Genomic DNA, 24555 nt, shown 5'->3' with positions numbered 1-24555 from the left:
CATGCTCTCACCCTGTTGGATTATCATATTCACTCCCAAGCCATTCACTCTGTGGCTGGGTAAGTCTGCTGAATAATAACGGAGTAGCAAGGCTTTGATGCAAAGACTGCATGACCATCTGACCAGAGAGAGAAAAAATATCAACGAATCCTTTTTCAGTGACATCTTTTCCAAACTGCCGCAGCATTGCGAGCGTCGCATCCCGGTGTTTTTCAACCCAGGGGAACCGAAAATCTTCCTGTTCATAGTAAGTAATTTTGTCTTTCACCAATTGTTCAGGATCGACCATGCGGCGATTTTTTCTCAGGTTAAACCAATCTTTATAAAATTGCCGGTAATCAATAGAACCGTGTTTTTTCCTGAAAGCTTCTTCCATTCTCTGCAACTCGACCCACAAGCCTTCCGCTCGAGTTACTGTATTGTTTCCACCCAGTTCTGTTGCGGCTTCATACATACGTCGTTGTTCATAGAGCGCACAAATCTCCTGATATACAGTTAACTGTTCACTCCGAGGTAATTCTTCTAACAAAGTAGGATGCGGAATATCCATTCCTTTCGGAATGCCGGTCGCCGTGAGCTGCATTGCAGCTTCCAAAACCTGATTATGGAGTGCCTGGCCTTCCAACCAGTCTTGCCACTCAGTAACAATAGCCGTAAAACGAACGCCCATTTCGCCCAAATCACTGAACAAATCATTGATTGCAACCAGGTAAGCCGCTTCATCTGCCGGAATGCTCTCTGTAATCTCTGAAGAAGATGCAACAGGCTTGATTTCCAGTTCGAGAGTCACTTCAATTTTTTCGGGTAAATCCGGGTCTTCAAAAACAAAACTTTTTTCTTCTGGCATCTTGGTGCTCATCAGACCAGAAAAACGCTCGATTTCACCGCCCTGCGGATCAATATCAGACACCTGTTCCAGCAGGTCCAAACTGCCAATATGGTCCCCCGGATACACTGCGACTCGGGAAACATCAATGTGGCGTGCAAAGAATCGAGCATCAGGGTTTGTGGCAAAACGATAAAACATGGGCCATGACCAGCGCGTTTTGCTCCAGACGAGACGTATAGAAGCATCACTCTGATAAGTCAGGAATGGCTGACTGATTCCAGGCGTTCCCCGCTCTGTCGGGCGTTGAACCGGATCTAAGGTCTTATAATCGTAATTTTCCAGGACGTATTGTGTCAGCGTCACCCCTTTAAATTCGTACTCATCCAGCGTTTTATCGGTTTCGTTATAGACATACAACCAACCATCACGCATTTGACGCAATGTATAGTGGTAGGGGTCTGTGGAACGATGAGAGAAATATCCCCTGCCACGCCAGGCGTCCGGTAGCCCGTGTTTTGGCTCTCCGGCATCATCATTTTCATCCAGCGCGTAACGCACCGGGAAAAAATGACAGGGAACAACCGACTTTTTCTGTCTTTTTCTCATCGGTTCTTGCGGTTCAATAACCGGCTACTCAAGCTTCTCGTTTTCCCACATCATCGAATTTTTCGGCGGATTCGTGACAGCCTCTCCACCATTTGCACTCAGATCGTTCGGGTGAGAAACAGGTATTTCCCCTTGCTCATACAAGTTTTTTGCTTCGTCATATGTGTACTGATGATCGTCCCAGTACATTGAATGCCTTGGGTGGATAAGGGAAGTTTTTACCTGTCATACTGAAATTCTCTGCTTCGGATTACGATTCAAGCATGCATAAGAGCAAGATTCGCGCCAGCAATTCAGCGCTATAAAAATCAGCATGTTACAGTATTTTCGTGGCAGACCTTTCCAAAAACTCAGAAATTTTTCCAATATCTTGAAGCATTGCATCAACTTTTGGAAAAACGCTTCGCTGAAAAAGCCATCCCGTATGAGCAGGTTGAGCAGGACGCAATCATTACGTGAGGCAGGCGCACCACGTCAAAACGCCAGCGCGAATGGCTGGCGTTGGTCAAATCAGATGGAGAGTGAGATTAAATCAGGCCCAGTTCTTTCAGGCGTTCCATCAGGTAGCTTTTCGCGGTATGGCGATCAGACAGTACCACTTCTGGCTTCGGATGCAGGAACAGCGGCAGAGAGATGCGGGATTTGGTCTTATCCGCACCTTCCGGGTTAATCACGCGGTGCGTGGTCGATGGGAAATAACCGCCGGAAGCTTCCTGCAGCATATCGCCGATGTTGATGATCAGATTCCCGAATTCACACGGTACATCCAGCCATTCACCGGTTTTCGCTTTCACTTGCAAGCCTGGCTCATTCGACGCTGGCAGAACAGTTAGCAGGTTAATGTCTTCATGCGCGCCAGCGCGAATGGCGCCCAGCTCTTCTTCACCTTTCAGTGGCGGATAATGCAGCACGCGTAGCAATGTGCTGTCGCTATTCTCAATCATGCTCGACAGCGATTGCGTGTACAGTGCAGAAACGTCCGCTGGCGAGTGTTTTTCAACCCAGCCCAGCAGTGTTGATGCCAGCGCATTCGCTTGATCATAGTAATCTTGCAGTTCAGCTTTCAGTGCTTCAGGACACTGGCCCCAAGGGTAATAGTGAAAAAACTCTTTAATATCTTTTTGCGTATGGCCTTTTGCCGTCTCAGAAACGTCCGGCGGGAAAAAACCGTCCTGAGTTTCGACATTGAAACGGAAGTCATATTTCGCTTCCGAATCGAAGAAGCCCTGCCAGTTGTTATAAATCGAACTGACGAGGGTTTGCTGCAACGGGTGATTTTTCAGAACGCCAAATCCAGTTTCTCGCAGGGATTCAACGAAACGTTCTTGAGCGTCGGGTGCGGTAAAATCAATTGCTTCTAATTTCATGGTGTACTTCTTTATCTCGGCGGTAGGGCGTAGGTTTTTATGAATCATACGTTTTTCGTATATTGTGACGGGAATTTTAGACCGTCCCCACAGCATGAACAACCCGAAAGGCGGGGCCTTGAAGAAACAGAGTGTTGACCTCACGCAACAATCAATCGATTGCCCAACCGATTGCGCGCCAAAGAATTTTCGCCAAAGAAATAGCCCTGCCAAAGCAGGGCTAATTGTTATGGATTTTGATGCTGGCAATCCGTCAGAGATCACGCATTAACAGCTCAAATTCATCTTCAGCAAGTTCGATTAATTTGGCCAGCTCCCGGGCATCTTCACTAGCCATTTTAACTTGCCAGCGTACACATTCACCACCGGCATGATCACGGCAAATGAGTTCAGTCTTTTTGCCGTTCGCTAAAAATAACAGCTCATCAAATTCTGCCTGATATTTATCGTGTTCTTCCATAATTTCAACTTCAAGAAAGCCAGTGGGTATGACTGTCACATCCAAATGGCTTCCGTTACCCTCTGGTAACAGGTATTGCCGGTGTTCAGCTAACATCCTCCTTTCCTCCACTCAGTTGACTCGCAACTAAAAGTGTAGTCAAAGATTCTGACGCGCGAGGATTTTCTTCCCAGCCAGAAAACCTTCTAAACACAGGAAAAATAATACTTTTTCTCGTAAACACCACACATCGAGCCACTCGTATTAAAAACAATACATCACTCAATTTGGTGAGGAAGATGCTATATCATGTTGTTCTCACTCAATACTTTGGTTTTAGCAATACATCACTCCGGAAATATCACGACACAATTTCCTCGGGATGCTGTACACGTCACGATGATGCATTGTCATCGTTTCTTCATATTCATACTTCTTATGATTGAAGCCTGAGAAAAACGAATTGCGTGTCTCAATTGTCAGACAGGCAGGGAAAGTTCTTTGCTTCGTGTCCGCTCTCCCTCCCCAAAAATGACCCGAATCAATGCGCCAGCAAAAATCATTCCGTTTGCACATGAATCAACTTGCTCATGATTGAAGTGAGAAGTATTATCGTTCACCTATTCGCACAAGGAAGAATTGACTGTTTTTCATGCAGTTAAGAAGTTTTTCACTCACAGAGAAATTACCCTAAAGGTTATTCTAAATATCATGACAATAAAATTGCGCAAAAAGTGGCCAGTAGTCGTGCTGGTCACCTGTTCCCTTTTCTTGCCCCATACCGTTTTCGCATCACTTACCTCGCAAAACACAAAGATTGTGACGTCTGAAAAAGCTGACACACTTCAAGACGAAACGCTTGTATTTATGGGGAAACTCAGCCCGGATGGTACAGCAAACGTTCAGGTGGCCAGCGATGGTCAAACCGTCAAGCGCCTGTTACTAGTCAATAACCCAATCCTGAACCGGGGCGTCAAAGCCAAGCCAGCACAAGTGACCGTGATTCACAATACCTCAGCCAAACCCTTGTCGATTCGCGACGTTGAAGTGCTGGGACCCGCGAGCGATATTGTGATTGCCAGCCCTGCCGGACTGATCTGCGATTCTTGTCAATTTACAAATGCGAAACGTGTGGTCCTGACAACAGGTTCGCCTATTTTCAATAACGGTAATCTGGCAAGCACCAAAACCAAGCAAGGTTTACTGGAGATCATCGGTAGCGGATTGAGAACACAGGATGCAGTCTTCGTTGATTTACTCGCCGACCGAATGAATATCAATGCCGACATTAATACCTTTGCCCGCGTCAACAAAAACTCAGCGGGCCAATACGAAGTGGCACCAGACAACGGTAAATTCATGGCGTCGCAAGGGAATCTGCAGATGATTACGGGGCTGACATCGATGGATTACCACACGGCGTCAGTCACGATTAATAACGCAAAACAACTTCCGCGGTCCCTGCAGATCAATGGCAATATTGATTCAGGAAGTGTTTTTATCCAATCAACGGGATTAAATACTCAAATTAATATCCAAGGAAATGTGAACACCAGTGGCGATGTTTCTTTAGTCGATAGCTATCGTGGCAATCACATTATTCCAAATGGAAACATCCATATAAAATAATTTAGTCAATTCTCAATGAGAGAAAACACGGTACAAACACAATCTAATGTTTACTTGGAATCAGAGAATATCACAATCCAGCCTAACGAACATTATAAAGAATATAGTATCAAAGCTGGAAATATAGAAATATCTGCAGAGAAATCATATATATCCTCCGGATTGATTTATGCTGAAAATATAAAAATTGCAGCCAACAAAATCGTCCATTCTGGCGGTGAAGCCTTTGCGCTTGATTCTCTCTATGTGAACGGTATCACTTCGATTCAAAACAGTCATCAAGGCATATTTGTTGGAAGTAATGTGGCCTTAACAAGTCAAAATACAATCATCAATGGCATATTCAAGCCATGGAATTGCCAGAAACCTCGCAGCTCATCACAGTTTGGCAGCAATGTTCACCATCCGAAAGATGAAATTGAAATCGGATCCGGGAAAGGAATCATCAAAGATTTCATCAATACTTGCAAAGGTTCTGCTTTACTCACTGACTGGAGTAAATCGCAGAGAACAGCCAGTATTTTTGGTTTTAACTTATCGCTAAGTGCACCTGAAATCATTAACTCGAATCCTTACATTAAACAAAGAAAAGAATACAAAGACCCTACTGTAAATATGCAAATAACAGATTCTAACACTGTTTCCATATCAGCAGAAAATGCAATGGTTATTCATGCAAAAAATGCATTAAAAAATGGTTCCGGTGTTATTGAAGTTCTAAATGGGAATATGTCAATCAACGCTCCATCCATTAACAATCAGCGCTACTTTATCCATGCAAAAACCCATACCAAACATGTGAAGAAACCACTACCACACATTTGTACAGAGAATGGATTCTGGGAATGGATGGTTGATATGGGTTATGACGATGTAATGGCGCCAATTGACTACCCAGAGATGCATGAAGAAGTCAGAGATATCAAAAGCAAATGTAGTAAAATTAAGAACACAACCGATATCATTGATGAGCAATATATTAGTGCTTTATCTCCCGTTGGCCGTATGCTGGTTGCAGGCAACCTCATTCTGAATGGAAACAAGATTCTGAACGAAGCCAGTAACTTTGAAATTTGGGGTAAAATGAATGGCTCTCTTAAAGAAATTAAGTCACTCGGTTTAGTTTTGAAAGAAAAAATTGTTCAACAACAGATCACACAGCATGAAAAACGTTACTGCTCACGACGTGTATTTGGGGCGTGTTTAAAACGAAAAACTGAAAGATGGACGACAACAAGCCATCAATTAATCAAGCATGATGTAACAGCACAATTCCCTGCCCTTTTTGATATCAATAAAGCGAATATCAATGTAGCAAACGGTAAAATCACGACCGGCAATATCACCTTCGGCAAATAATCAGGGATGACAATCAACATGAAAAAACAAAATCAACCTATCCATCCCCAGATGAAACAACCCCCTGTCTGGAGAAAAGCAACGGCATCAGTTTTAACCTGGGTGATTCCGATGCAGCTGGCATTTCCGGCTTATGCAAATATTCAACTGACCCGGGATGTCAATAAGTTACAGTCCGCACTGGATTCATCTGCACGCTATCAGTTAGCCAGCCGTGTCTCCGAACATCTCTATGAAGAAGTCTTCATGTCACCACTGGCAGATATTTTCGATGGTTTCGGATATTTTTATCAACTTGCGGCTTCCAAGCATCCTAAACAATTCAATGGCATGAAATGGGTGCCGATTGGTGTGGGTGATATTACCACCATGATCCCAGTCGCTCCCCAAAAGCCCCTATTCATTGGCACCCCTTATGTCGAGCGGGATATCGTTCGCCTGCAGCTCAATCAGCTTTTAAATCGTAGTTATATTGTCGGCGAAGGCGAATATGAAAATTACAATGACATGATCAAGTCGCTGTATGACAACGCCCTGACATTGATGCAAGAGAAAGGCTACAAATTTGGCCAGAATCTGACCTCCGCACAAATTAACAGTATTTCCAGCGATGTGATCTGGCCTGAGTTCAGAACATTACCGACAGGAAAGAAAGTTGTCATTCCTTTTGTGTATCTGTCGAAAACAACCATTGCGACCAATAAAGTTGATAAAACCACCTTCAGTGTCGGCAATGGCGTGATCAATGCAGGAAGTTTTACGGTCAATGGTGGAGAAGTTTTAGCCAGACGAAATCTGTTCATTCAAACCAAACAGGATTTCATCAATTACCAGGGCAATATCAAAGCTCAGGAAAATCTGAAAATACAGGCAGGCAATAATATTGAAAACTATTCCGGTACAATTCAAGGCCGGGACACCAAACTGATTGCCAATGCCATTAAAAATGAAACGCTCGTTTTCCGACACGACTATGAATACGGCTTTTCAGAATTAGCAGGGAATCTCGCCAAAATTACGGGCTTAAACTCACTCAACCTGAGCACGGCGGGTGATGTGATCAGCAAAGGTGGCCAGTTTGATTCACAGGGAACCCTGCAAATCAATGCCGGTGGCAGTGTTCAATTGTTAACCCAGCAGGTCCGCCAGCAACATGCACAATCCGGTAAGAAATGGACGGATTCCAGTCAGTCTCTGGTGAATTTGCAAACCAAGCTTTCTGCAGTGGATATGATTTCGATCGTCGCCAATGAAAAGATCATCACCCAAGGTGCCATCATCGAAAGTGAAGGCATGCTGGAGTTGCTTGCTGGCGAAGGAATCTATTTAACCGCAGCTCAAGATGAATTCAGTTGGAGTAAATCATTTGAAAGCAAATCGGGTGGTATTTTCGGCTCCAAAGAGAAAACAGCAGAAAGTGAGCAACGTGCTGAGGTCGTTCGTACACTCCTTCGTGCCGGGAATGACATCACGCTTCATACGGAAGTTGGGCCTGTCACTCTCCGGGCTGTTGAAGTCGACAGTCAGGGCGTTACCAAAATCATTGCCGACAATATCGATTTTGATTTAGAGCTTGCAGACCATGTCTACAGCTATGAAGAATCCTATGAAGGATCACTCAGCTTCAGGTTTCAAGGCAACGGATTCAAGAAGCAAATCGCCTATTACAACCTGTTCAGAACTCAGGGTGGCTTAATGCTTGATGCCAGACACGGCATTAAAGTTGAATTTCCCACCTACCCCAACCAACCGTTTGTTGATTTGGACAGCTATATCGATCATATGGCTGACTCAGATGGCATGAGTTGGCTTAAGCAAGTAAAAGACTCCCCCGATGTCAACTGGCAGGAAGTGAAACTCATTCTGGATGAATGGGATTATGACCAAAGTGGTTTAAGCCCAGCTGCAATGGCAATTCTGGCCGTTGCGGTCGCGGTCGCAACAGGTGGAGCAGGCGTTGCTGGCCTTATGGGTGTCACGAATACTGTGATGGCGGCTGCAGTGAACAGCCTGGCGTTTCAGGCGTCCGCATCATTGTTGGCGAATGGTTTTGATATCAAATCAACGCTTGATCAGATGGCCAGTTCCGAAACGCTCAAATCGGTTGCATTAGCAGCAGCCACCGCAGGTATTTTGGAGCAACTGGATACTTCCCTGTTTAATGACGTCAGTAGTGCAGCTTCCGATGCTATTGGAAATGGCATGCTTGGCACTATCGCTGAGCAAGCCAGCCAACAGGTCTTTCATACCATTGTTGCCTCACAGCTCGAAAGTCTGGCAAGTGGTGACGGACTGCGGAGCTTAAAAGACATTGATGAAACCGTTATCTATGCCATCGCCAGTTCAACCGTTAATGTTCTGGGCAAAAGTTTAGCCAATCAGATTGGTGAAGCAAGCCGTGGCATTAAAGTCGACGAAAGTGGAAAAGTCATAGAAACCGGGATAGACCCAATTTCTACCGGCGCGAAGTATATTGCCCATGCAGCCTTAGGCTGCGGTTTGGGATCCATTACAAACAGTATTCAAGGCGCAAACCGTAAAGAAGCCCTTTCCGGCTGTATGAGCGGTGCAGCTGGTGGTGTGATTGGGGAATATATTGCTGAAAAATATAAAGAAGACATTGGTTACAAGGAACAAATCGACAACCTTCAAGGTAGTACAGAAGCTTTTGCAACCAAAGTTCTGACACAAATGCAGGAAGAAGGCGGCCAAATCTCTAAGGCTGAGTTTGATAAAGAGATTGCCCGCCTGCAAAAAATGGGCGTCGATATCTCCAGACTTGTCAGCGGTCTTATGATTTTTGCAGCACAGGGGGATGTTGAAGCGGGGATGAAAGCCGCGGGGAATGCCGCCGAAAATAATGCTGCATTCTTACTATGGTTACTAGCTGATTCCCTGTACACCGCTGCAATTGCCGCCAGTGCCTATCTCGCCATTATGGAATTACCCGATTTATTAAAGTCGGCCACAGATGTTTATGACTTACTGAAATCGAATAATCCAGAAGACAGAAAAAAAGCGACAGAAGAACTCAAAAGAATTGCCTATGACAATGCGGTCAATTCCATTGAAGAGGGTGCCGTTGATAAAGCCAAGCACATGCTGGGGTGGAAAAAAACCATCGCTGCAATGACAACGCTTCAGGTCCTTGAGCTACTCAATGGTCAATATAGTGAAATAGGCGCTGCTGAAGGTGTTGAGCAACTGACAGACCTTCTCCGAATGGTCAAAAATGATAAACATCTGATGGAGAAACTGAGCCACGATGCACCACGCTCAGGTTTTGGTTCAGGTGGGGATCCGAATCATTCCGGCGGAAACAAAAAACCCAACAAACCTGTCGAACAACTGACCGACACAGATATCAAAGATCTTTATCAGGCGCATATTGATTCCGTTGGAAAAGTGACAATTTCGCCAAGTAAATTCGAATTCTATGTCCGAAATGGCTGGGAATTCGAGCATGGCAGAGGCTGGCATAAACCGGAAAGTGGCAATACAACCAAAGTATCCCCTGTATTCAAAGACGATACTGTCAATGGTTATGACACCAGTAAACCAATGAATCCAGTCGATGCATGTCGTTTTCCAAACTGTGAAGGGGAGCTGAAGGCAACTTATCATGTTGACGGACAGACAAAAGAACTCACCGTGACCCAGTTAGGCGAAATGCGTCAGAAAGCCAAAGCAACAAAAGAAGCGAACAAGCATCAGGAAACACCGGCCCAGCAGGAAGCCTTTGTGGATGCCAGCATCGAAATGAGCAATCTGAGTCATACCATTGGTAAACTTGCAGGTGAAGCCATGATTCAGAACCAGCTGTTCGTTGAAGGTCAGAACGGTGTGAAGCGCGTGAGAAAACTCCAGGCGTCCTACCCTGGTAGCAAGAAGGCGAATGACCAGTTTGACGACATCTATCTGATTGAGCATGATGACGGCAGTGAAAGGCTCATTTTTGCTGAGTATAAAGGAGGCTCCAATCCATCTGACAACTGTCGTGTGATTGGCAGTAACTGTTATGTGCAGGGGCATAAGGAGCACACACTGGATACCATCAAAGCCATGAAGAAATGGAACGAAGGTGCTAACCGACATTCTAATACCGTCGATCCAAATGAATTGGTATTGCACAACGAAACACTGAAGAAGATAACCCAGCACACAGATAGAAAGCCACCGACGGCTTCATTTATTAAAATCACAACCAAACTGAACTCAGACGGCTCTCTGAAAGCCAATGGCATCACTGTGGATTATAAGGAAGACGCTTTTGAATAACATCATTACTCTCAGCCATCACATTCTGGATGAAGAAATTGATGATGGAAAAATTATCAGCCGTATAAATGCCTGGCTTGACCCTTTAATTGCTAGGGATATGCCTTCAGAAGCGCTGGAAGGTATAGCACCAGAAGGGCATCAAAATATCCTTGGCATTAGGCAAGAATCTCTTCTATGGATTCTTGGCAGACTTGTCGTGAAACAGGCACCGAAAGATCAGATCGAATGGTTTTTAAAATCATTCAGGGATCATGGTCTGGCCTATTACCGTCTGGTATTTAATCAGGGAGAGTTTGTCCCCTTCAGTATCAACCAGCACCATTATGATGGGTTTGGCAAACCAACTGACTTCCGCCTGAATCTGGATGACTGGGTACTGGTGTTTGCCTGCTGCCTGATATTGCAGGACTATTCAGGTGCCTATGAGTTGTGTGAGCTGAATGAAGCACTCATTGATCTGGATGCAAGGCAAAACGGTCCTTCAAATCGGGCATTTGATAAAGCCATGCTTAACCTGCTGAAAGGCATTTTGTACCCCGATGCAGACATGAACGCTTTACTGGTGGATGCGGCCGAGAAAATTTTCAAGCCTGAATGCGTCGGCCATGAGGAGCGACAAGAAGCGGTCAATTACAAATTTTTACCCCTGATCCCGCTGATTCATGCCATGTACAGCCCAAACAGGGAAACGGCTTATCCCGAAAAGCTTCAGGCTGCTCTGGAAGATCACAAAAGCTATTTCGGGAGCGAAGATAAAGCATACGATGCAGGCTATTGGTTTGCGATGACGATCACCGGTCTGGCTGCTCTCGCCTATCACCGCTGGGGCCTTGAGCCTCAGATTGAGACGCTGTATATGCCGGAATGGATTGTGAAAGAACCCAATATTGATTCGAAACGAAAAACCTATCGGGAAGTGTTTGGTCATCAATATGATAACTAAGTTGACCGTTTCACTATAACCACCAGACTCCGGGAACTCCCCGGAGTCTTTTTTGTGGCAATCATCAACCACCTTTGCCTTACTACAATCGTGATACAAACTGGTGCAACCGACTACTGTCACTCCCCCCCCAAATCCAAAGTCAAACGCAGCAGTTCGAGAAACTCTGGCATGCGTGGCACTAGACAATCACACACAATCACCAATGCAAGACAATATGGAAACTCCAGCAGGTACGCTACTTCATGGACAATGCCTCACCATTTCCTGGCGGAGGTCATGGTTTACTAAAAGTAGACGAAACCATTCTTATTTCCGGCTTTATCAATTATTCCAGATTGTGATGAAATACATATCATCGATATACCTTTCACCCATCCGTTTGATTTTTATGCCATATCAATTGATACTGAATGTGAAAAAAGAATAACAAAACAGTCAAATCAGGCTGATATGTTATGAGTGACTTTCTGCTTCAGATGGACCGCTGCCGCTCGCAACTCATCTGGACAGAAAACCGCAATTGTTGAATTTCATGGAGTGATGTGTTGTGACCTACCCGTTTGTTTCTGCAGTAATTCCTGCCAAAGATGAATCAATGAATCTGCCAACGTTGCTGGGTGAAATTCAATCAGCGCTGACCGATCACTACCAGTACGAGATTATCGTTGTTGATGACGGTAGCAGTGACAATACCTATGGCGTTTGTGAGGAATGGGGACAGAACCACCCCGATGTGGCGTTAACCATAGTTCGTCACCAGTGTTCTGTCGGTCAAAGTACGGCTTTATTAACCGCGATACATCAGGCCAAAGGAAAGTGGATAGTCACGCTGGATGGCGACGGGCAAAATGACCCAGCCGATATTCCGGCGTTACTGGACGCCGCAGCCAAACAAAGCAACCCGCACTTTTGTATTGCAGGCTACCGCACAAACCGGCAGGACACTGAATGGAAGCGCTTTCAGTCCAGATTTGCCAATGCCATTCGTCAAGCTGTACTCAAAGATGGCGTCAAAGATACAGGCTGTGGCCTGAAACTCATTCCCCGAAACAGTTACCTTGCGCTTCCCTATTTTGACCACATGCACCGTTTTTTACCGGCTCTGATCCGTCGCTTACCTGGCCAGGTTGAGGTGGTGCCAGTCAACCACAGGGGCCGCTGGGGAGGTGTATCAAAATACAATGCACTCAACCGTGCCTGGGTTGGGTTCATTGATATGTGTGGTGTGGTATGGCTCAGTCGCCGCAGCAAAAATCCGCAAATAGAAAGCATCAGCCAACAGGCAACAAATGAGTAAACTGTATGTCAAAGCGACGGTGACTCTGGTCTGTCTTCTGGTACTTTACCTGGTGATTCGCAATGACTGGATACCGTCATTTACCGATCATCATCTGATTGCACACTGGCTGGAGCATGCCGGACCATTGAAGTGGCTGTCACTTTATGTTTCAGCCATTGTTTTCATCGGAATTGGCGGACCGCGTCAAGCCATCGCATTCTTGTTTGGTTTTTTGTTTGGTGGGCCACTTGGCATCGCGATCGCTTTGCTGGTCACTCTGGCAGGTTCGATGGGTTGTTTCCTTCTGGCAAGGCATCTCATCGGTCCGATACTTGAACAGCGGTTTTCCAAATATCTGCGTTTGTTCGAGAAATCCTTGCTTCGTGATCCGACCAAGAAAATTCTCATTATTCGCTTGCTCCCTATCGGCAGCAACCTGTTCACCAACTTGTTTTCCGGTGCTTGTAAGCTCAAAACGGGCGCTTTCGTGACAGGCTCTCTTTTAGGCTTTTTACCGCAAACCGCTGTTTTTGCGATGGCTGGTTCAGGCGTTCGGCTGTCTGACCATAACCAGATGACTATCAGCATTTTACTCTTTGTGCTATCCAGTGCATTAGGGATCTATCTGTACTTCAACAGGGAAAAATCGACCAGGGACGCTACGCATGCCATTAAACCAGGTTCAAAGCCATACGATCAGTGAATCAAATTTTCAGTGGGATAAACTGAGCATCCTGCTATTTTCGATAGCAATTATCCTACTTTTCTGGGGAATTGGCTGGCGGGCCCCCTGGCCAGCTGATGAGCCACGTTTTGCCGAAGTTGCCCGTGAAATGGTCGCGACCGGACATTGGTTCTTTCCAATGCGAGGTGGCGAACTATACCCGGACAAACCGCCCGTCTTCATGTGGAGTATCGCTTTTTTTTACTGGATGACAGGTAATTTAAAAGTCTCTTTCCTGCTTCCGAACGCATTATGTGGCTTGTTAACGCTCGTGTTGGTCTGGGATGTAGCCCGCAGATTATGGGATGTTAAAACCGCCAGGACCGCCCTTTTCCTGCTGTTACTGGCGCCTCAGTTTTTGATTCAGGCAAAAAATGCCCAAATCGATGCCATGGTTGCCTGCTGGATAACCGTTTCCTGCTATTGTTTAATTCGTCACTTTTTTATCTCTCCAAACTGGCGTTTCTATTTTCTGGCCTGGGTGATGATGGGGCTTGGTGTAATCACAAAAGGGGTGGGGTTTTTACCCGCCCTCATGTTCATCCCCATTGCAATCTATGCCTTTCAGAACCGTCATGCACTGCCTGCATCGTTTGCTAAAAAAGCCTGGTTTGGTCCGTTGGTCATGTTAGCCGTTATTGCTGTCTGGTTGATCCCCCTCCTTATTCTGACCGGAAGTAGCGAAGACCCGCAATTTCAGGCATATCGGGATAACATTTTGTTCAGGCAGACTGCAGAGCGCTATGCCAATTCACTGGGACATCTGCAACCCTGGCATTACTTTATTTCGTCGGTGATCCCAGCATTCTGGTTTCCACTCCCCTTCATGGTCATTGCTTTCTGGAAACCCTTACGCGATTCATGGAAACAATACCCTATTGTTTGGGTGCTCCTGAGCTGGGTTGTTCTGGTGGTTCTTTTCTTCAGCATTAGCCCCGGGAAACGCGGTGTTTACGTCCTGCCTGCTTTACCAATGCTGGCGCTCGCACTCAGCCCGGCCGTTAACCTTCTGGACAACAAGCGGTGGCTCCATTGGCTGATTATGGGTGTGTTGACCCTGATTGGCGTCGTATTGTTTATCGGCGGTATCGCGGGTATCGCTGGGCTGGAAAAAGCCGTTCGCGAGCTTGAAGAACAGACTTTACAAGCCGGTGTCATGCTGTGCATAACAGGTGGGATTTGGCTGGCGACACTCTGGTACAGGCGCGATCGTAACGCCTATCTGACCATGGGATCATTACTCGCAGTCACCTGGATGATCTTTGCCAGTTGGGGATACCATTTACTGGACCCAAACCGTACTCCAAAGGCTATGATGGCAGAGATTGCTCACAGTGTCGGCCATGGTTCTGAGCTCGGTTTGGTCAATTTCAAAGAGCAGCATATTCTGTTTTCACCTCAAACCGTAACTCACTTCAGCTACCTTGCCCCAATTGCCGAACAGGAACAACGTGCCTGGGTCTGGCTGCATGAGGCGCCGGATCGGTATGTACTTATCCCGGATTCTGCGGAAGTCAGTTGCTTTGTCATGAGCAAAGGAAAAGATATGGGGCTGGCCCATCGACGTCACTGGATTCTGTTTGATCCCTCATCAGCAGAGCCTAAATGTACTCCCCCACAATCCATGCGAAAATTCGTCACTCAGCGGCCGTATCCCTGGTAATAACTTCTATGTGCGGACGAAAATATACACTCTCTGATGAAAATATCGCCTTAGCCAACATAGTGATGAGTAAAAATGTAAGAAACAGATTCATTTACACCTGATTAACTTTTAACTATTTATGCTCAACTCAGGTGCTGCGTAGATGGCATGGGACTCACTGAACAAGCCACTTTTCATGCTATATTGAACCACTTCGTATCGGTGACGACAGCCACCTTCATCCAATACATGGAATTTCCACTATGACAGAAAGCCACTCCGCTCAAATATCTGCTTCACGATACATCGATTTTCGTTCTGACACTGTCACACGCCCTTCTCAGTCCATGCGCCAGGCGATGGCCAACGCAGAAGTGGGCGATGATGTGTATGGTGACGACCCGACTGTCAACGCTTTCGAACAATGGGCTGCTGAACGGCATGGGTTTGAATCAGCCGTGTTTTGCAGTTCCGGTACGCAGGCAAACCTGTTGGCGCTGATGGCACACTGCGAACGTGGCGACGAATACTTGTGCGGACAACAAGCACATAATTACAAGTTTGAGGGCGGCGGCGCAGCTGTGCTGGGCTCTATTCAACCACAGCCTATCGAAAACAATCCAGATGGCACATTACCTTTTGATAAGTTGGAAGCCGCCATCAAACCTTTAGATCCCCACTTCGCACGAACCACATTGCTTAGTCTGGAAAACACCATCAATGGCAAAGTGTTACCCCTTTCTTACCTTGCCGAAGCAAGAGAATTTGTGAACAAGCATAAACTGAAGCTTCATTTGGATGGTGCCCGTGTCTACAATGCGGCTACTGCACTAGATGCTGATATTACCAAAATAGTTCAGTATTTCGATTCGTTTACCATCTGCCTGTCGAAAGGATTGGGGGCACCTGTTGGTTCACTGCTGCTCGGCAGTCATGATTTAATCGCGAAAGCAAGACGCTGGCGCAAAGTGCTGGGCGGTGGTATGCGACAAGCCGGTATACTCGCCGCTGCAGGCCAGATAGCCCTGAAAGAAAATGTATCCAGGCTAGGCGATGACCACAACAATGCCCGCTATCTTGCACAACAACTAAATACAGTGACGGGCTTCAGCACCAAGCCTGAATTTGTTGAAACCAATATTCTGTTCGCAAAAGTGGATGAAGCGATAGATCAGGCTAAGTTGCTTTCAACCCTGAAAGAAAAAGGGATTCTCCTGAGCCCCGGTAATCCGATGCGATTGGTCACCCATCTGGACATCAATCGAGATGATATTGACTCTCTGATTGCTGAATTGAAAGCAATCGTATAGCCCCCTGACCTGTCGCAACCCATTCGTTGCGTCAGGTCATTCATGTCGGCAAAACATTCATCGCAGCAAACCAAAGTTACTGGCTCCGTTTACCGGTTAACATGCCACGCAGATAATTATTTCCGGTCAGTTTAGTCATGATCAGCACAGCTGCAATATGCAGAATCACCGCGGCCAATGTCATGTTAACTAAGAATTCGTGTATCTCTTCAAACAATTTTTTGGCATCAAATAGTTTTTCGTGTGCAGCCCAACCTGATAAGGCACACAATAATAATGCCCCCCAAAGGAACCACACCATCATGGCCCCTAACGGGTTATGCCCATGGTGATCATCTTTTTTTGTTTGCACCAACTCATTAATATGCAGCCGCGCTTTCTCAACAGACGGTTTGAAACTGCTCAGTCTTGCAGCGCCATCAACACTGCAGCCCCAAAGCAATCGTGCGATAATCAGTGCTGTCATAGCATAGCCTACCCATTCATGGGTCTCACCGCCTTCTTTGGTAAAAAAGAAATTGGTAAAAAACAGAGCTGCAACAGACCAATGTATAAGCCTGACGAATCTATCCCATAGAATCTCATGTTGTTTTGACTTTTCCATCTTCGACCTTCCGCGTAAATCGATTCAGACTTTATACCGGTGGCGTAAACTGCACACCTGAGTCACACTAGTATTAGTTCCTAATCTTAAGAACGACTTAAGAAACGTGAATCAATAAAGATTTAGGGATGATTTTCGTATTTTCAATTTTAATCAATACATTAACAACAGTATGAATGTAAAACCTCAGATTGAGCTGTAATCATCAACACCTTGAATTACATAATAATCATTGTGCTCTCTCAATCAGCACATGTTGCCTGTAATCCTTCATAACCAATATGGGTAAATTGTTACACTGAACACTAAGCTACATTGGCGTGTAATGAATCTTAAGGCATTCTTAAGATTCATAGGACACAATAATGAACTAAGTCTGTGTTCAACGTGTTTGCATGAGATGATAGATAAAATAAAATCGCTTCGCATTCCCATCAGCATGACCAGCTTTATTTTGCTGACTGCTTTTTATTACGCCTTTGTATTAAACCTCCCTTTAATAACAAAGATTTATCAGCTGACATCATATCAAATTTCTTACTTTGTCATCAGTGCGCCTCTGCTGCTATTTTGCTGTTTTATCATTATTTTCTCGGTGTTATGCCTGCCATATGTTTATAAGCCAGTCACAATATTACTAATTTTATCTTCTTCAATGGCGTTTTATGCATCAATGAAGTACAGAGTCATGTTTGATTACGGCATGATAGAAAACATTTTTGAAACCAATACCAGTGAAGCGGGTTCTTACTTAAACCTCGACTCTGTCTTCTATTTCCTATTCTTCGGCGTGTTGCCGTCCATACTGATTTTATTGACTGATATTGTCTATTCTCAGTCATGGTTAAAAGAAATATTAAAACGGCTTGCCTTAGTTTTATCGGCCTTGATTGGTATCTGTATTATCGCTATTTTCTTTTATAAAGATTACGCATCTGTGGGCAGGAACAACTCTTATTTAAACAAAATGATCAACCCGGCTCATGCATTTAACACATTTAAGTATATCAATAACACCTATTTCACTACCCCTGAGCCATACCAGACTCTTGGTAAAGATGCAAAACTCACCCCTTCAGCTAACAACAAAGAGACCCTTTTCGTTGTTGTGCTCGGTGAAACAGCACGTTCTATGAATTTTCACTACAACGGATATCAACGAAACACAAATCCTTACACAGCCGATATGGGATTGATTTCATTCCAACAAGTCTCATCTTGTGGCACGGCTACCGCAGTGTCTGTCCCCTGCATGTTTTCGAATATGAATCGTACTGACTACAAAAAGAGCAAGGCGGCTAATCAAGACAACGTCATGAATGTCATAGGTCATGCTGGCGTCAACTTACTCTGGAAAGACAATGATGGTGGCGATAAAGGAGTCGCCAGTAATTTTGACAAAATTGCTACCGATCCGACACAAGACAGTCCTCACTGCGATGGTGATACTTGCCATGATGAAGAGTTATTGGTTGCATTAGACGAAGAAATTGCTGATCGGCCGGGCAACAAACTGATTACTTTACATACCCTCGGTAGCCACGGACCAACCTATTTTCAACGTTACCCAAAATCGATGAGCTTATTTACACCGGCTTGTGAAAGAAAAGACATTGAAAAGTGTTCAGATGCAGAAATTCGTAATACCTACGACAATACGATTGCCTATACTGATTATTTTTTATCAAAACTCATCACTCAATTAAAAACCTATCAGAACAAATATAATGTTGCCATGATTTATATTTCAGACCATGGCGAATCACTGGGTGAAAATGGTCTATATCTGCATGGGACACCGTATACCATTGCACCCGATGAACAAACAATCGTGCCCTGGTTAATGTGGATCCCAGAACAATATGCCAATGCTAAAGGTATTGATAAAAGCTGTCTTGAAAAGCTGGCCAAAAACCGTCATTTCTCTCAGGATAATTTTTTCCATACCCTGATTGGTTTATTTGGTGTCGTCACCTCAGCGAAGAATCCGTCGCTGGATATTACCGAAACCTGCAAAAGTTCCTGATAGCGGCAAAAAGGGATCACTTTCTCAGTGATCCCTTTTTATATTAACCAAACTCCGCAGAATTCATCAGTAAGTGCACGACGATACTCAGTATGTAGCCCAGAGCAATCACAGGCGTCCATTTCAGGTGTCCGAAGAAGGTATACCGGCCATGGGCCGCCCCCATCAGCGCGACGCCCGCTGCCGATCCAATGGATAAGAGACTGCCGCCGACACCGGCCGTTAACGTCACCAGTAACCAGTTGCCAATCGACATATCCGGATTCATGGTTAAGACCGCAAACATCACCGGAATGTTATCGACAATGGCCGACAAGACCCCGACCATAATATTGGCCCACACCGGATCCCACTGGGTATACATGATATGAGACGCCACACTCAGATAGCCCAGCAGGCTCAGGCCACCCACACACATCACCACCCCATAGAAGAACAGCAAGGTATCCCATTCCGCCATTGAAATCCGACGGAAGACATCAAAGGGAACAACGGAACCTAATCGCTCTAATGCAGCATTATCATTCTTCGCCAGGGCTGCCATTCGCTTTTTCTCCAGTGAACGCGGCAACGTCTTCTGAAGATAAAAACCAAAAATAGACAGATACGCCATCCCCATCATCATGCCCATCACCGGCGGATAATGCAGATAGGTATGAAAAGCCACGGCTGTCATGATGGTGAGCAGAAACAGGCCAACGATTCGTTTCGCGCCTCGCTTGAGTTCAACGAACTCACTGACGGTTTCCGGCTTCGTCCGGGGGACGAAGAAAGACATCACCAACGCGGGCACAAGGTAATTCACCAACGCAGGGACAAACAGTTCAAAGAATTGAGAAAAACGGACCAGCCCAGCCTGCCAGACCATCAGGGTGGTGATATCGCCAAACGGGCTGAATGCGCCCCCTGCGTTGGCTGCAATCACGATGTTGATACACGACAGATTGATAAACCGGGTGTTATCCCCCCCGACTTTCATCACCACGGCACACATCAGCAGCGCCGTTGTCAGGTTATCGGCGATCGGAGAAATGAAAAAAGAAAGGAAGCCTGTCAGCCAGAATAAGGATTGAAAGTGAAACCCTTTGCTGACCATCCAGCCTTGCAGTCCGTCAAACAAACGACGTTCATCCATCGCGCTGATATAGGTCATGGCCACCAGCAAAAAAAGCATCAGTTCCGCATACTCAAGGAGGTTGTGCTCTAAAGCAGTGTGGGCGACATCTAACATTCCCTGCTCTTTATAGGCCCAGCCGACCAGGATCCAGATCAGACCCGCTGCGAGCAACATCGGCTTAGATTTCGGTAGCTGAATGTATTCTTCAGCCATCACTAATCCATACGCAACCACAAAAATCACAATCGCCAGATAGCCAAAAGAGGTTTGCGTTAAATCCAGTCCTCCGGATCCCGTGCTGGCCTGTGCCGTCCATGGCAGCATCGCCAGACCAAAAAACAAAACAAAAATACTCAGCCCTACTCGCATGCTCGACTCCCTGAGACAACCCACTACTTTAAAAACACACTGTTTCGTTACATACAGTTTGGTTCAAGCCGATAATAATGAGATGAAAAATCAGAAAAAATTCCCTACACGGATCACTAATCCCTGATTTGATCTTTACAGCAAACGCAAATGATAATAGTTTCTATTCTTATTTTTTAGTTTGTTATTTTTGTGGAGAGAATGATGGAGCAGGCTTTTCACCCGGAACCATTGCTTGAAGTCCGGGATCTGGAGGTGACGTACATCACCGATAAAGGAGACTTTACGGCGGTGGATCGTGTCAGTTTTGATATTGGCAAAAGTGAAATTTTTGGGCTGGCTGGTGAATCAGGCTGCGGAAAAAGTACCATTGCCTTTGCAATCAACCGGCTGCATAAGCCACCCGCACTGATCACCAATGGTCAGATTCGCTTCCAGAATCAGGATTTGCTCCCCCTGTCCGACCGTGCCATGGGGGCCATTCGCTGGAAAGACATCGCCATGGTATTTCAAAGTGCCATGAACTCGCTGAACCCGGTACTCCCCGTTCGGGAACAGTTTTGCGATGTGATGCGTCATCATCTGGGCTATACACAAGCACAGGCGGTCGCCAAAGCAGAAAAACTCTTACAGCTGGTGAATATTCCACCGGAAAGGCTTTCAGATTACCCACACCAGTTCAGCGGTGGCATGCGTCAGCGTCTGGTCATTGCAATTGCACTCAGCCTGAATCCCAAGCTCATCATTATGGATGAGCCAACCACCGCATTGGATGTCGTTGTTCAACGTGAAATCCTGCAGCAAATCTACCAATTGCGCAGTGAGTTTGATTTTTCGATTCTGTTTATTACCCATGATTTAGCGCTGATGACCCAGCTGTGTGATCGCATTGCCGTGATGCGCCAGGGGCAAATTGTTGAGGTCAACACCGCTCGTGCCATTCGGGAAAACCCACAGCATGCCTACACTCAGCAACTGTGGGCATCTTTTCCGGATATCCATCATCTTGAGGCGACGCCATCACACATAAACCCAGAGGGGTGCAACGCATGAGCCAGCCCGTCATTGAACTCAAGCATATCGTCAAAGATTTCCAGTCTGGCGGAGGCTTCAGCCATTCAGATACTTTTCGGGCGCTTGATGATGTCAGTTTTCAGCTTCATGCTGGCCGGACACTGGCGCTGGTCGGGGAATCCGGATGCGGAAAAAGTACCTGTGCCCGTCTGATCACCAAAGTACACGCCCCGACTTCCGGTGAAATTCTCTTTCATGGTCAGGATATCCGGACCATTGAATCGCGTAAGCAATTGCTATCATATCGAAGTCAGGTGCAAATGATTTTTCAGGATCCGTTTGGCTCTCTGAATCCCACGCATACCATCGCACATCATCTCACCCGGCCCTTGTTGATCCACAAGCAGGTCAGTCAATCCGGTCTTCGTGACAAACTGGCATCCCTGATGACGCAAGTTGAACTGCCGGTCGATGATCTCACCAAATATCCGCACCAGCTCAGCGGCGGACAAAGACAACGGGTCAATTTAGCCAGAGCGTTAGCCGTCAATCCGAAGGTGATTCTGGCCGATGAACCCACCTCCATGCTGGATGTTTCAATTCGCTTGGGGGTTCTGAATCTGATGAAAGAAATGAAACAAAAACTGGGGATTGGTTTCTTATATATCACACACGATCTGGCAACAGCACATTACATCGCTGAAGAAACGGCGGTGATGTATCGCGGGAAAATTGTTGAGCGGGGTGACACACAAGCCATTCTTCGCCAACCCGCGCACCCGTATACGCAATTGCTGATCTCAGCCATGCCCAATCCGGATCTTCCCTTCCAGCAATTGGTGGATCATGAACCCAATTATGCGTTGGATGCTGAAAAAATTCGTCAGTTCAGCCTTCAACCCATTGCTGGATATCGTCAAATTGGCGACAACCACTTTGTTGCCCACTATGATCACACACAGGAGCAAGTCGCATGAATCTGAACATCTGGTTAACCGACCTCAAAGCCTGGTACGAGCGCGGCAATCACCGGGATATTGATATTCTGCGCCGTGGCGTGCATCGGGTACCAGACCGTGTATTTATGCAACTCGAAACGCCGCATGACAGCGAAGCACTGGCTTACTGGTTAGACGCCTGTCAGCGGCTCAGTATCTATTACACCGATCTCGGCGATGCCGATCAGGGTTACAACTATCTCCAGTTTGCCTATGCCAAATTACAGGCAATGAGTACTGAAACGTCCCTTCAACCGGACGCAAGACGCTGGGCGCTGAAAAAACTGGATCGGCTGGTTGTGGCCATGTCTGATTTTTGCCAGCACCAACACAATGAAAAGTGGTTAGAAGAATCGAAACATCTGATTGATTTACATGTGGCATTTATGTCAGGTCAGAATCATCTGAATCTGGCCTATCAGCAGCCTTAAAAGAAGGCAAGCCCGACAAGCGCAGGACCGATTCTGGTCCTGCGCCACTGAGACAAGATTCAGTCTTCCCAAATCTCGGCCGCAAATGCCGGGTAATCGACAAAGGGATTCCTGTTCCCCTGAAACAGATATGCGGCCTCGTTCCGAATCCTTTCTTTCCGGCTAACCGGATCCTGCTGATGCCAGTCTAATAACATGACTAAAAACCAGTCTTCAAAAACCTGATCGCGGCTGCCATCCAGAACTGCATCGCCAAAATTACTTTGAGACTCCCATCCGGCAATCACATTCTGATACCGGGTCGCCATATAAAAATAGGCACGGGCAATATCCCCTTTGAAGTCATCAATCGGTTCGAAGACCGTGCCGGTATAGCCTAATCCTGCGCGTGCTGCACCCAATTTCGAACCATTCGATGAGGTATAAACGGCGCTGATCACTTCGCCATAAGGATAACTGCTCCGTTTCGAATTCACATAACCGTCGGTCGGGAAAATATGGTGAACATCCGTATTCATCGGGCTGACGGCCCCACCAAACCAACTGCGGGGGAAGCTGTGTTCGCGGTTATAGCAGTCCCCTTCTCCACGATAGCTGCCACACTGATCATTGCCTGGAGAGAAACTGAAAGTATCTGCCCCGGCTGGCTTTTCGGAGTAAATATCCAGAATACTGCCGTCTTTTTCATAACTCGAATCAAGGTCGCCGGAATAATAAAAGGTCCAGAGATCGCCGTAACTCTGCACGCTGTGATTCTGAATAATCTGATGAAGCGCTGTTTTAAGCGCATAGCCACTCAATCCGGCAGCACTTTGGTAGTAGCTCGACAGGTTTTCAATCCCGTTGCCCGACTCCGGTGGATTCCCTGCTTCTCCTGCGTTTTCAGCGGGTGAAAACTGATCCACATAAACCACTTCTGCGCCGTCAAATCCAGGCTGATCGTAGAACCGCAGTCCAACTTCAATGGTTTGACTCACAGACGCAGTATAACGATACGTTAACTGCTGCCACTGGCCTGTATTCGCAGGCAATGAGTAGCCCTGATAACCATCCACATAAAGACGGGCCGCCACCTGCCCTTCGGTATGTAAGACCCAGACTGAAAAGTCATACGTCTGGCCCGCAGTCACCTGAATACTTTGGCGCAGGTCCGTTGCATCCTGCGCGCCCGTCATCACCGTAACCTCAGCCGCTCGATTGCCGGAACGTACTTGCTGGTTGGTTTCACGAAGACGAATGCCCGAGTCGACCGTCGTCCAACCCACCGCGCTGGTTTGATTCCAGTCTTCAAAATCACCATTTCTGATCTCGGCATATGCATTTGCCGCCGCTCCCAAAGTCAGTAATCCCAGCAAAATTGCGTTGCGCTTCATGGCAGTTGGTTCCTTTCATCCGGTGTCATGACATGATTGTGCTGCGATAAAGTTACACATTTATCGCAAAACGCAAACAAATGTATGAAAACCTTGATTTCTTTTTGATACATGAATCAATAAATAACAATCCTCGCATCAATGAATGATGACATGCATCAGCGTGAGGTTTCCTGTGACTTTCATGTTAGCCGCCCATGTAAAAATTA

The 24555-nt window shown here is 46.2% G+C and carries 18 protein-coding genes and 1 pseudogene; 13 read left to right on the top strand and 6 right to left on the bottom strand.

Annotated elements, in window-relative coordinates:
- Nucleotides 1-7: 7 nt before the first annotated feature.
- The 3 genes from Q4579_RS10630 to Q4579_RS10620 all read right to left on the bottom strand — a co-directional run bounded on the left by Q4579_RS10630 (nucleotide 8) and on the right by Q4579_RS10620 (nucleotide 3358).
- Entirely contained in the window at nucleotides 8-1387 is a 1380-nt protein-coding gene (locus Q4579_RS10630; protein WP_303563922.1) for a toxin VasX, read from the bottom strand.
- A 575-nt stretch (nucleotides 1388-1962) separates the two neighbouring features.
- Nucleotides 1963-2802 (bottom strand): 2OG-Fe(II) oxygenase family protein, encoded by an 840-nt coding sequence (locus Q4579_RS10625; protein WP_303563919.1) that lies wholly within the window; start codon nucleotides 2800-2802, stop codon nucleotides 1963-1965.
- A 253-nt stretch (nucleotides 2803-3055) separates the two neighbouring features.
- Nucleotides 3056-3358, bottom strand: a complete 303-nt coding sequence (locus Q4579_RS10620) for a hypothetical protein (RefSeq protein WP_303563918.1) — start codon at nucleotides 3356-3358, stop codon at nucleotides 3056-3058.
- 522 nt (nucleotides 3359-3880) lie between these two features.
- On the opposite strand from Q4579_RS10620, the gene Q4579_RS10615 reads away from it, so the two are divergent.
- From Q4579_RS10615 to ltaE, 9 genes and pseudogenes are all read left to right on the top strand, one after another.
- Complete coding sequence (locus tag Q4579_RS10615) at nucleotides 3881-4870, top strand: hypothetical protein (protein WP_303563916.1); 990 nt, start codon at nucleotides 3881-3883, stop codon at nucleotides 4868-4870.
- A gap of 15 nt (nucleotides 4871-4885) precedes the next feature.
- Nucleotides 4886-6229, top strand: a complete 1344-nt coding sequence (locus Q4579_RS10610; protein WP_303563914.1) for a hypothetical protein — start codon at nucleotides 4886-4888, stop codon at nucleotides 6227-6229.
- A gap of 18 nt (nucleotides 6230-6247) precedes the next feature.
- Nucleotides 6248-10507, top strand: a complete 4260-nt coding sequence (locus Q4579_RS10605) for a DUF637 domain-containing protein (RefSeq protein ID WP_303563912.1) — start codon at nucleotides 6248-6250, stop codon at nucleotides 10505-10507.
- Nucleotides 10500-11453 carry an Imm49 family immunity protein gene (locus Q4579_RS10600; protein WP_303563911.1) on the top strand — a complete coding sequence of 318 codons (954 nt, stop codon included), beginning with the start codon at nucleotides 10500-10502 and terminating at the stop codon, nucleotides 11451-11453. The genes Q4579_RS10605 and Q4579_RS10600 overlap by 8 nt, the downstream gene beginning before the upstream one ends.
- A 158-nt stretch (nucleotides 11454-11611) precedes the next feature.
- Nucleotides 11612-11797 (top strand): annotated as a pseudogene (locus Q4579_RS10595) (hypothetical protein); the annotation flags it as partial.
- Nucleotides 11798-12003: 206 nt separating this feature from the next.
- Nucleotides 12004-12753, top strand: coding sequence for a glycosyltransferase family 2 protein (locus tag Q4579_RS10590; protein WP_303563909.1), 750 nt, complete (start codon nucleotides 12004-12006; stop codon nucleotides 12751-12753).
- Nucleotides 12746-13438, top strand: coding sequence for a TVP38/TMEM64 family protein (locus tag Q4579_RS10585; RefSeq protein WP_303563907.1), 693 nt, complete (start codon nucleotides 12746-12748; stop codon nucleotides 13436-13438). The genes Q4579_RS10590 and Q4579_RS10585 overlap by 8 nt, the downstream gene beginning before the upstream one ends.
- On the top strand, nucleotides 13401-15122 hold the full coding sequence (locus Q4579_RS10580; RefSeq protein ID WP_303563905.1) for a glycosyltransferase family 39 protein: 1722 nt from the start codon (nucleotides 13401-13403) through the stop codon (nucleotides 15120-15122). Before Q4579_RS10585 ends, Q4579_RS10580 begins: the two co-directional genes overlap by 38 nt.
- Nucleotides 15123-15367: 245 nt before the next feature.
- Nucleotides 15368-16414, top strand: a complete 1047-nt coding sequence (ltaE, locus tag Q4579_RS10575; RefSeq protein ID WP_303563902.1) for a low-specificity L-threonine aldolase — start codon at nucleotides 15368-15370, stop codon at nucleotides 16412-16414.
- Between the two features lie 76 nt (nucleotides 16415-16490).
- Here the strand turns inward: ltaE and Q4579_RS10570 are convergent, their stop codons facing one another.
- Nucleotides 16491-17018: a cytochrome b/b6 domain-containing protein gene (locus tag Q4579_RS10570; RefSeq protein ID WP_303563899.1), complete on the bottom strand. Its 528-nt coding sequence runs from the start codon at nucleotides 17016-17018 to the stop codon at nucleotides 16491-16493.
- Between the two features lie 439 nt (nucleotides 17019-17457).
- Here Q4579_RS10570 and Q4579_RS10565 point away from each other — a divergent pair, with 439 nt between their 5' ends.
- Nucleotides 17458-19044, top strand: a complete 1587-nt coding sequence (locus Q4579_RS10565; RefSeq protein ID WP_303564157.1) for a phosphoethanolamine transferase — start codon at nucleotides 17458-17460, stop codon at nucleotides 19042-19044.
- 43 nt (nucleotides 19045-19087) lie between these two features.
- Here Q4579_RS10565 and nhaD read toward each other — a convergent pair whose 3' ends face one another.
- Nucleotides 19088-20530 (bottom strand): sodium:proton antiporter NhaD, encoded by a 1443-nt coding sequence (nhaD, locus tag Q4579_RS10560; protein WP_303563897.1) that lies wholly within the window; start codon nucleotides 20528-20530, stop codon nucleotides 19088-19090.
- A gap of 204 nt (nucleotides 20531-20734) precedes the next feature.
- Here nhaD and Q4579_RS10555 point away from each other — a divergent pair, with 204 nt between their 5' ends.
- Genes Q4579_RS10555 through Q4579_RS10545 form a run of 3 tightly spaced genes read left to right on the top strand, consistent with a single transcriptional unit; the run spans nucleotide 20735 to nucleotide 22973 of the window.
- Complete coding sequence (locus Q4579_RS10555; protein WP_303563895.1) at nucleotides 20735-21583, top strand: ABC transporter ATP-binding protein; 849 nt, start codon at nucleotides 20735-20737, stop codon at nucleotides 21581-21583.
- Nucleotides 21580-22521, top strand: a complete 942-nt coding sequence (locus Q4579_RS10550) for an ATP-binding cassette domain-containing protein (RefSeq protein ID WP_303563893.1) — start codon at nucleotides 21580-21582, stop codon at nucleotides 22519-22521. The genes Q4579_RS10555 and Q4579_RS10550 overlap by 4 nt, the downstream gene beginning before the upstream one ends.
- The gene (locus Q4579_RS10545) at nucleotides 22518-22973 is read left to right on the top strand and encodes a hypothetical protein (RefSeq protein WP_303563890.1); all 456 of its coding nucleotides are present in this window, start codon (nucleotides 22518-22520) and stop codon (nucleotides 22971-22973) included. Before Q4579_RS10550 ends, Q4579_RS10545 begins: the two co-directional genes overlap by 4 nt.
- Nucleotides 22974-23032: 59 nt before the next feature.
- Here the strand turns inward: Q4579_RS10545 and Q4579_RS10540 are convergent, their stop codons facing one another.
- Complete coding sequence (locus Q4579_RS10540) at nucleotides 23033-24346, bottom strand: endonuclease (protein WP_303563888.1); 1314 nt, start codon at nucleotides 24344-24346, stop codon at nucleotides 23033-23035.
- Between the last annotated feature and the right edge of the window lie 209 nt (nucleotides 24347-24555).

This window comes from Photobacterium sp. 1_MG-2023 (assembly GCF_030547945.1).
GTDB lineage: Bacteria > Pseudomonadota > Gammaproteobacteria > Enterobacterales > Vibrionaceae > Photobacterium.
The sequence above is the reverse complement of the archived record's forward strand: the minus strand, read 5'-3'. Positions and strand labels throughout refer to the sequence as shown.

Coding starts and splice junctions, on each gene's coding strand:
- nhaD (WP_303563897.1), bottom strand. CDS start 20,530: ATGCGAGTAGGGCTGAGTATTTTTGTTTTGTTTTTTGGTCTGGCGATG.
- ltaE (WP_303563902.1), top strand. CDS start 15,368: ATGACAGAAAGCCACTCCGCTCAAATATCTGCTTCACGATACATCGAT.
- Q4579_RS10545 (WP_303563890.1), top strand. CDS start 22,518: ATGAATCTGAACATCTGGTTAACCGACCTCAAAGCCTGGTACGAGCGC.
- Q4579_RS10610 (WP_303563914.1), top strand. CDS start 4,886: ATGAGAGAAAACACGGTACAAACACAATCTAATGTTTACTTGGAATCA.
- Q4579_RS10605 (WP_303563912.1), top strand. CDS start 6,248: ATGAAAAAACAAAATCAACCTATCCATCCCCAGATGAAACAACCCCCT.
- Q4579_RS10620 (WP_303563918.1), bottom strand. CDS start 3,358: ATGTTAGCTGAACACCGGCAATACCTGTTACCAGAGGGTAACGGAAGC.
- Q4579_RS10585 (WP_303563907.1), top strand. CDS start 12,746: ATGAGTAAACTGTATGTCAAAGCGACGGTGACTCTGGTCTGTCTTCTG.
- Q4579_RS10625 (WP_303563919.1), bottom strand. CDS start 2,802: ATGAAATTAGAAGCAATTGATTTTACCGCACCCGACGCTCAAGAACGT.
- Q4579_RS10550 (WP_303563893.1), top strand. CDS start 21,580: ATGAGCCAGCCCGTCATTGAACTCAAGCATATCGTCAAAGATTTCCAG.
- Q4579_RS10570 (WP_303563899.1), bottom strand. CDS start 17,018: ATGGAAAAGTCAAAACAACATGAGATTCTATGGGATAGATTCGTCAGG.
- Q4579_RS10540 (WP_303563888.1), bottom strand. CDS start 24,346: ATGAAGCGCAACGCAATTTTGCTGGGATTACTGACTTTGGGAGCGGCG.
- Q4579_RS10555 (WP_303563895.1), top strand. CDS start 20,735: ATGGAGCAGGCTTTTCACCCGGAACCATTGCTTGAAGTCCGGGATCTG.
- Q4579_RS10580 (WP_303563905.1), top strand. CDS start 13,401: ATGCCATTAAACCAGGTTCAAAGCCATACGATCAGTGAATCAAATTTT.
- Q4579_RS10565 (WP_303564157.1), top strand. CDS start 17,458: ATGACCAGCTTTATTTTGCTGACTGCTTTTTATTACGCCTTTGTATTA.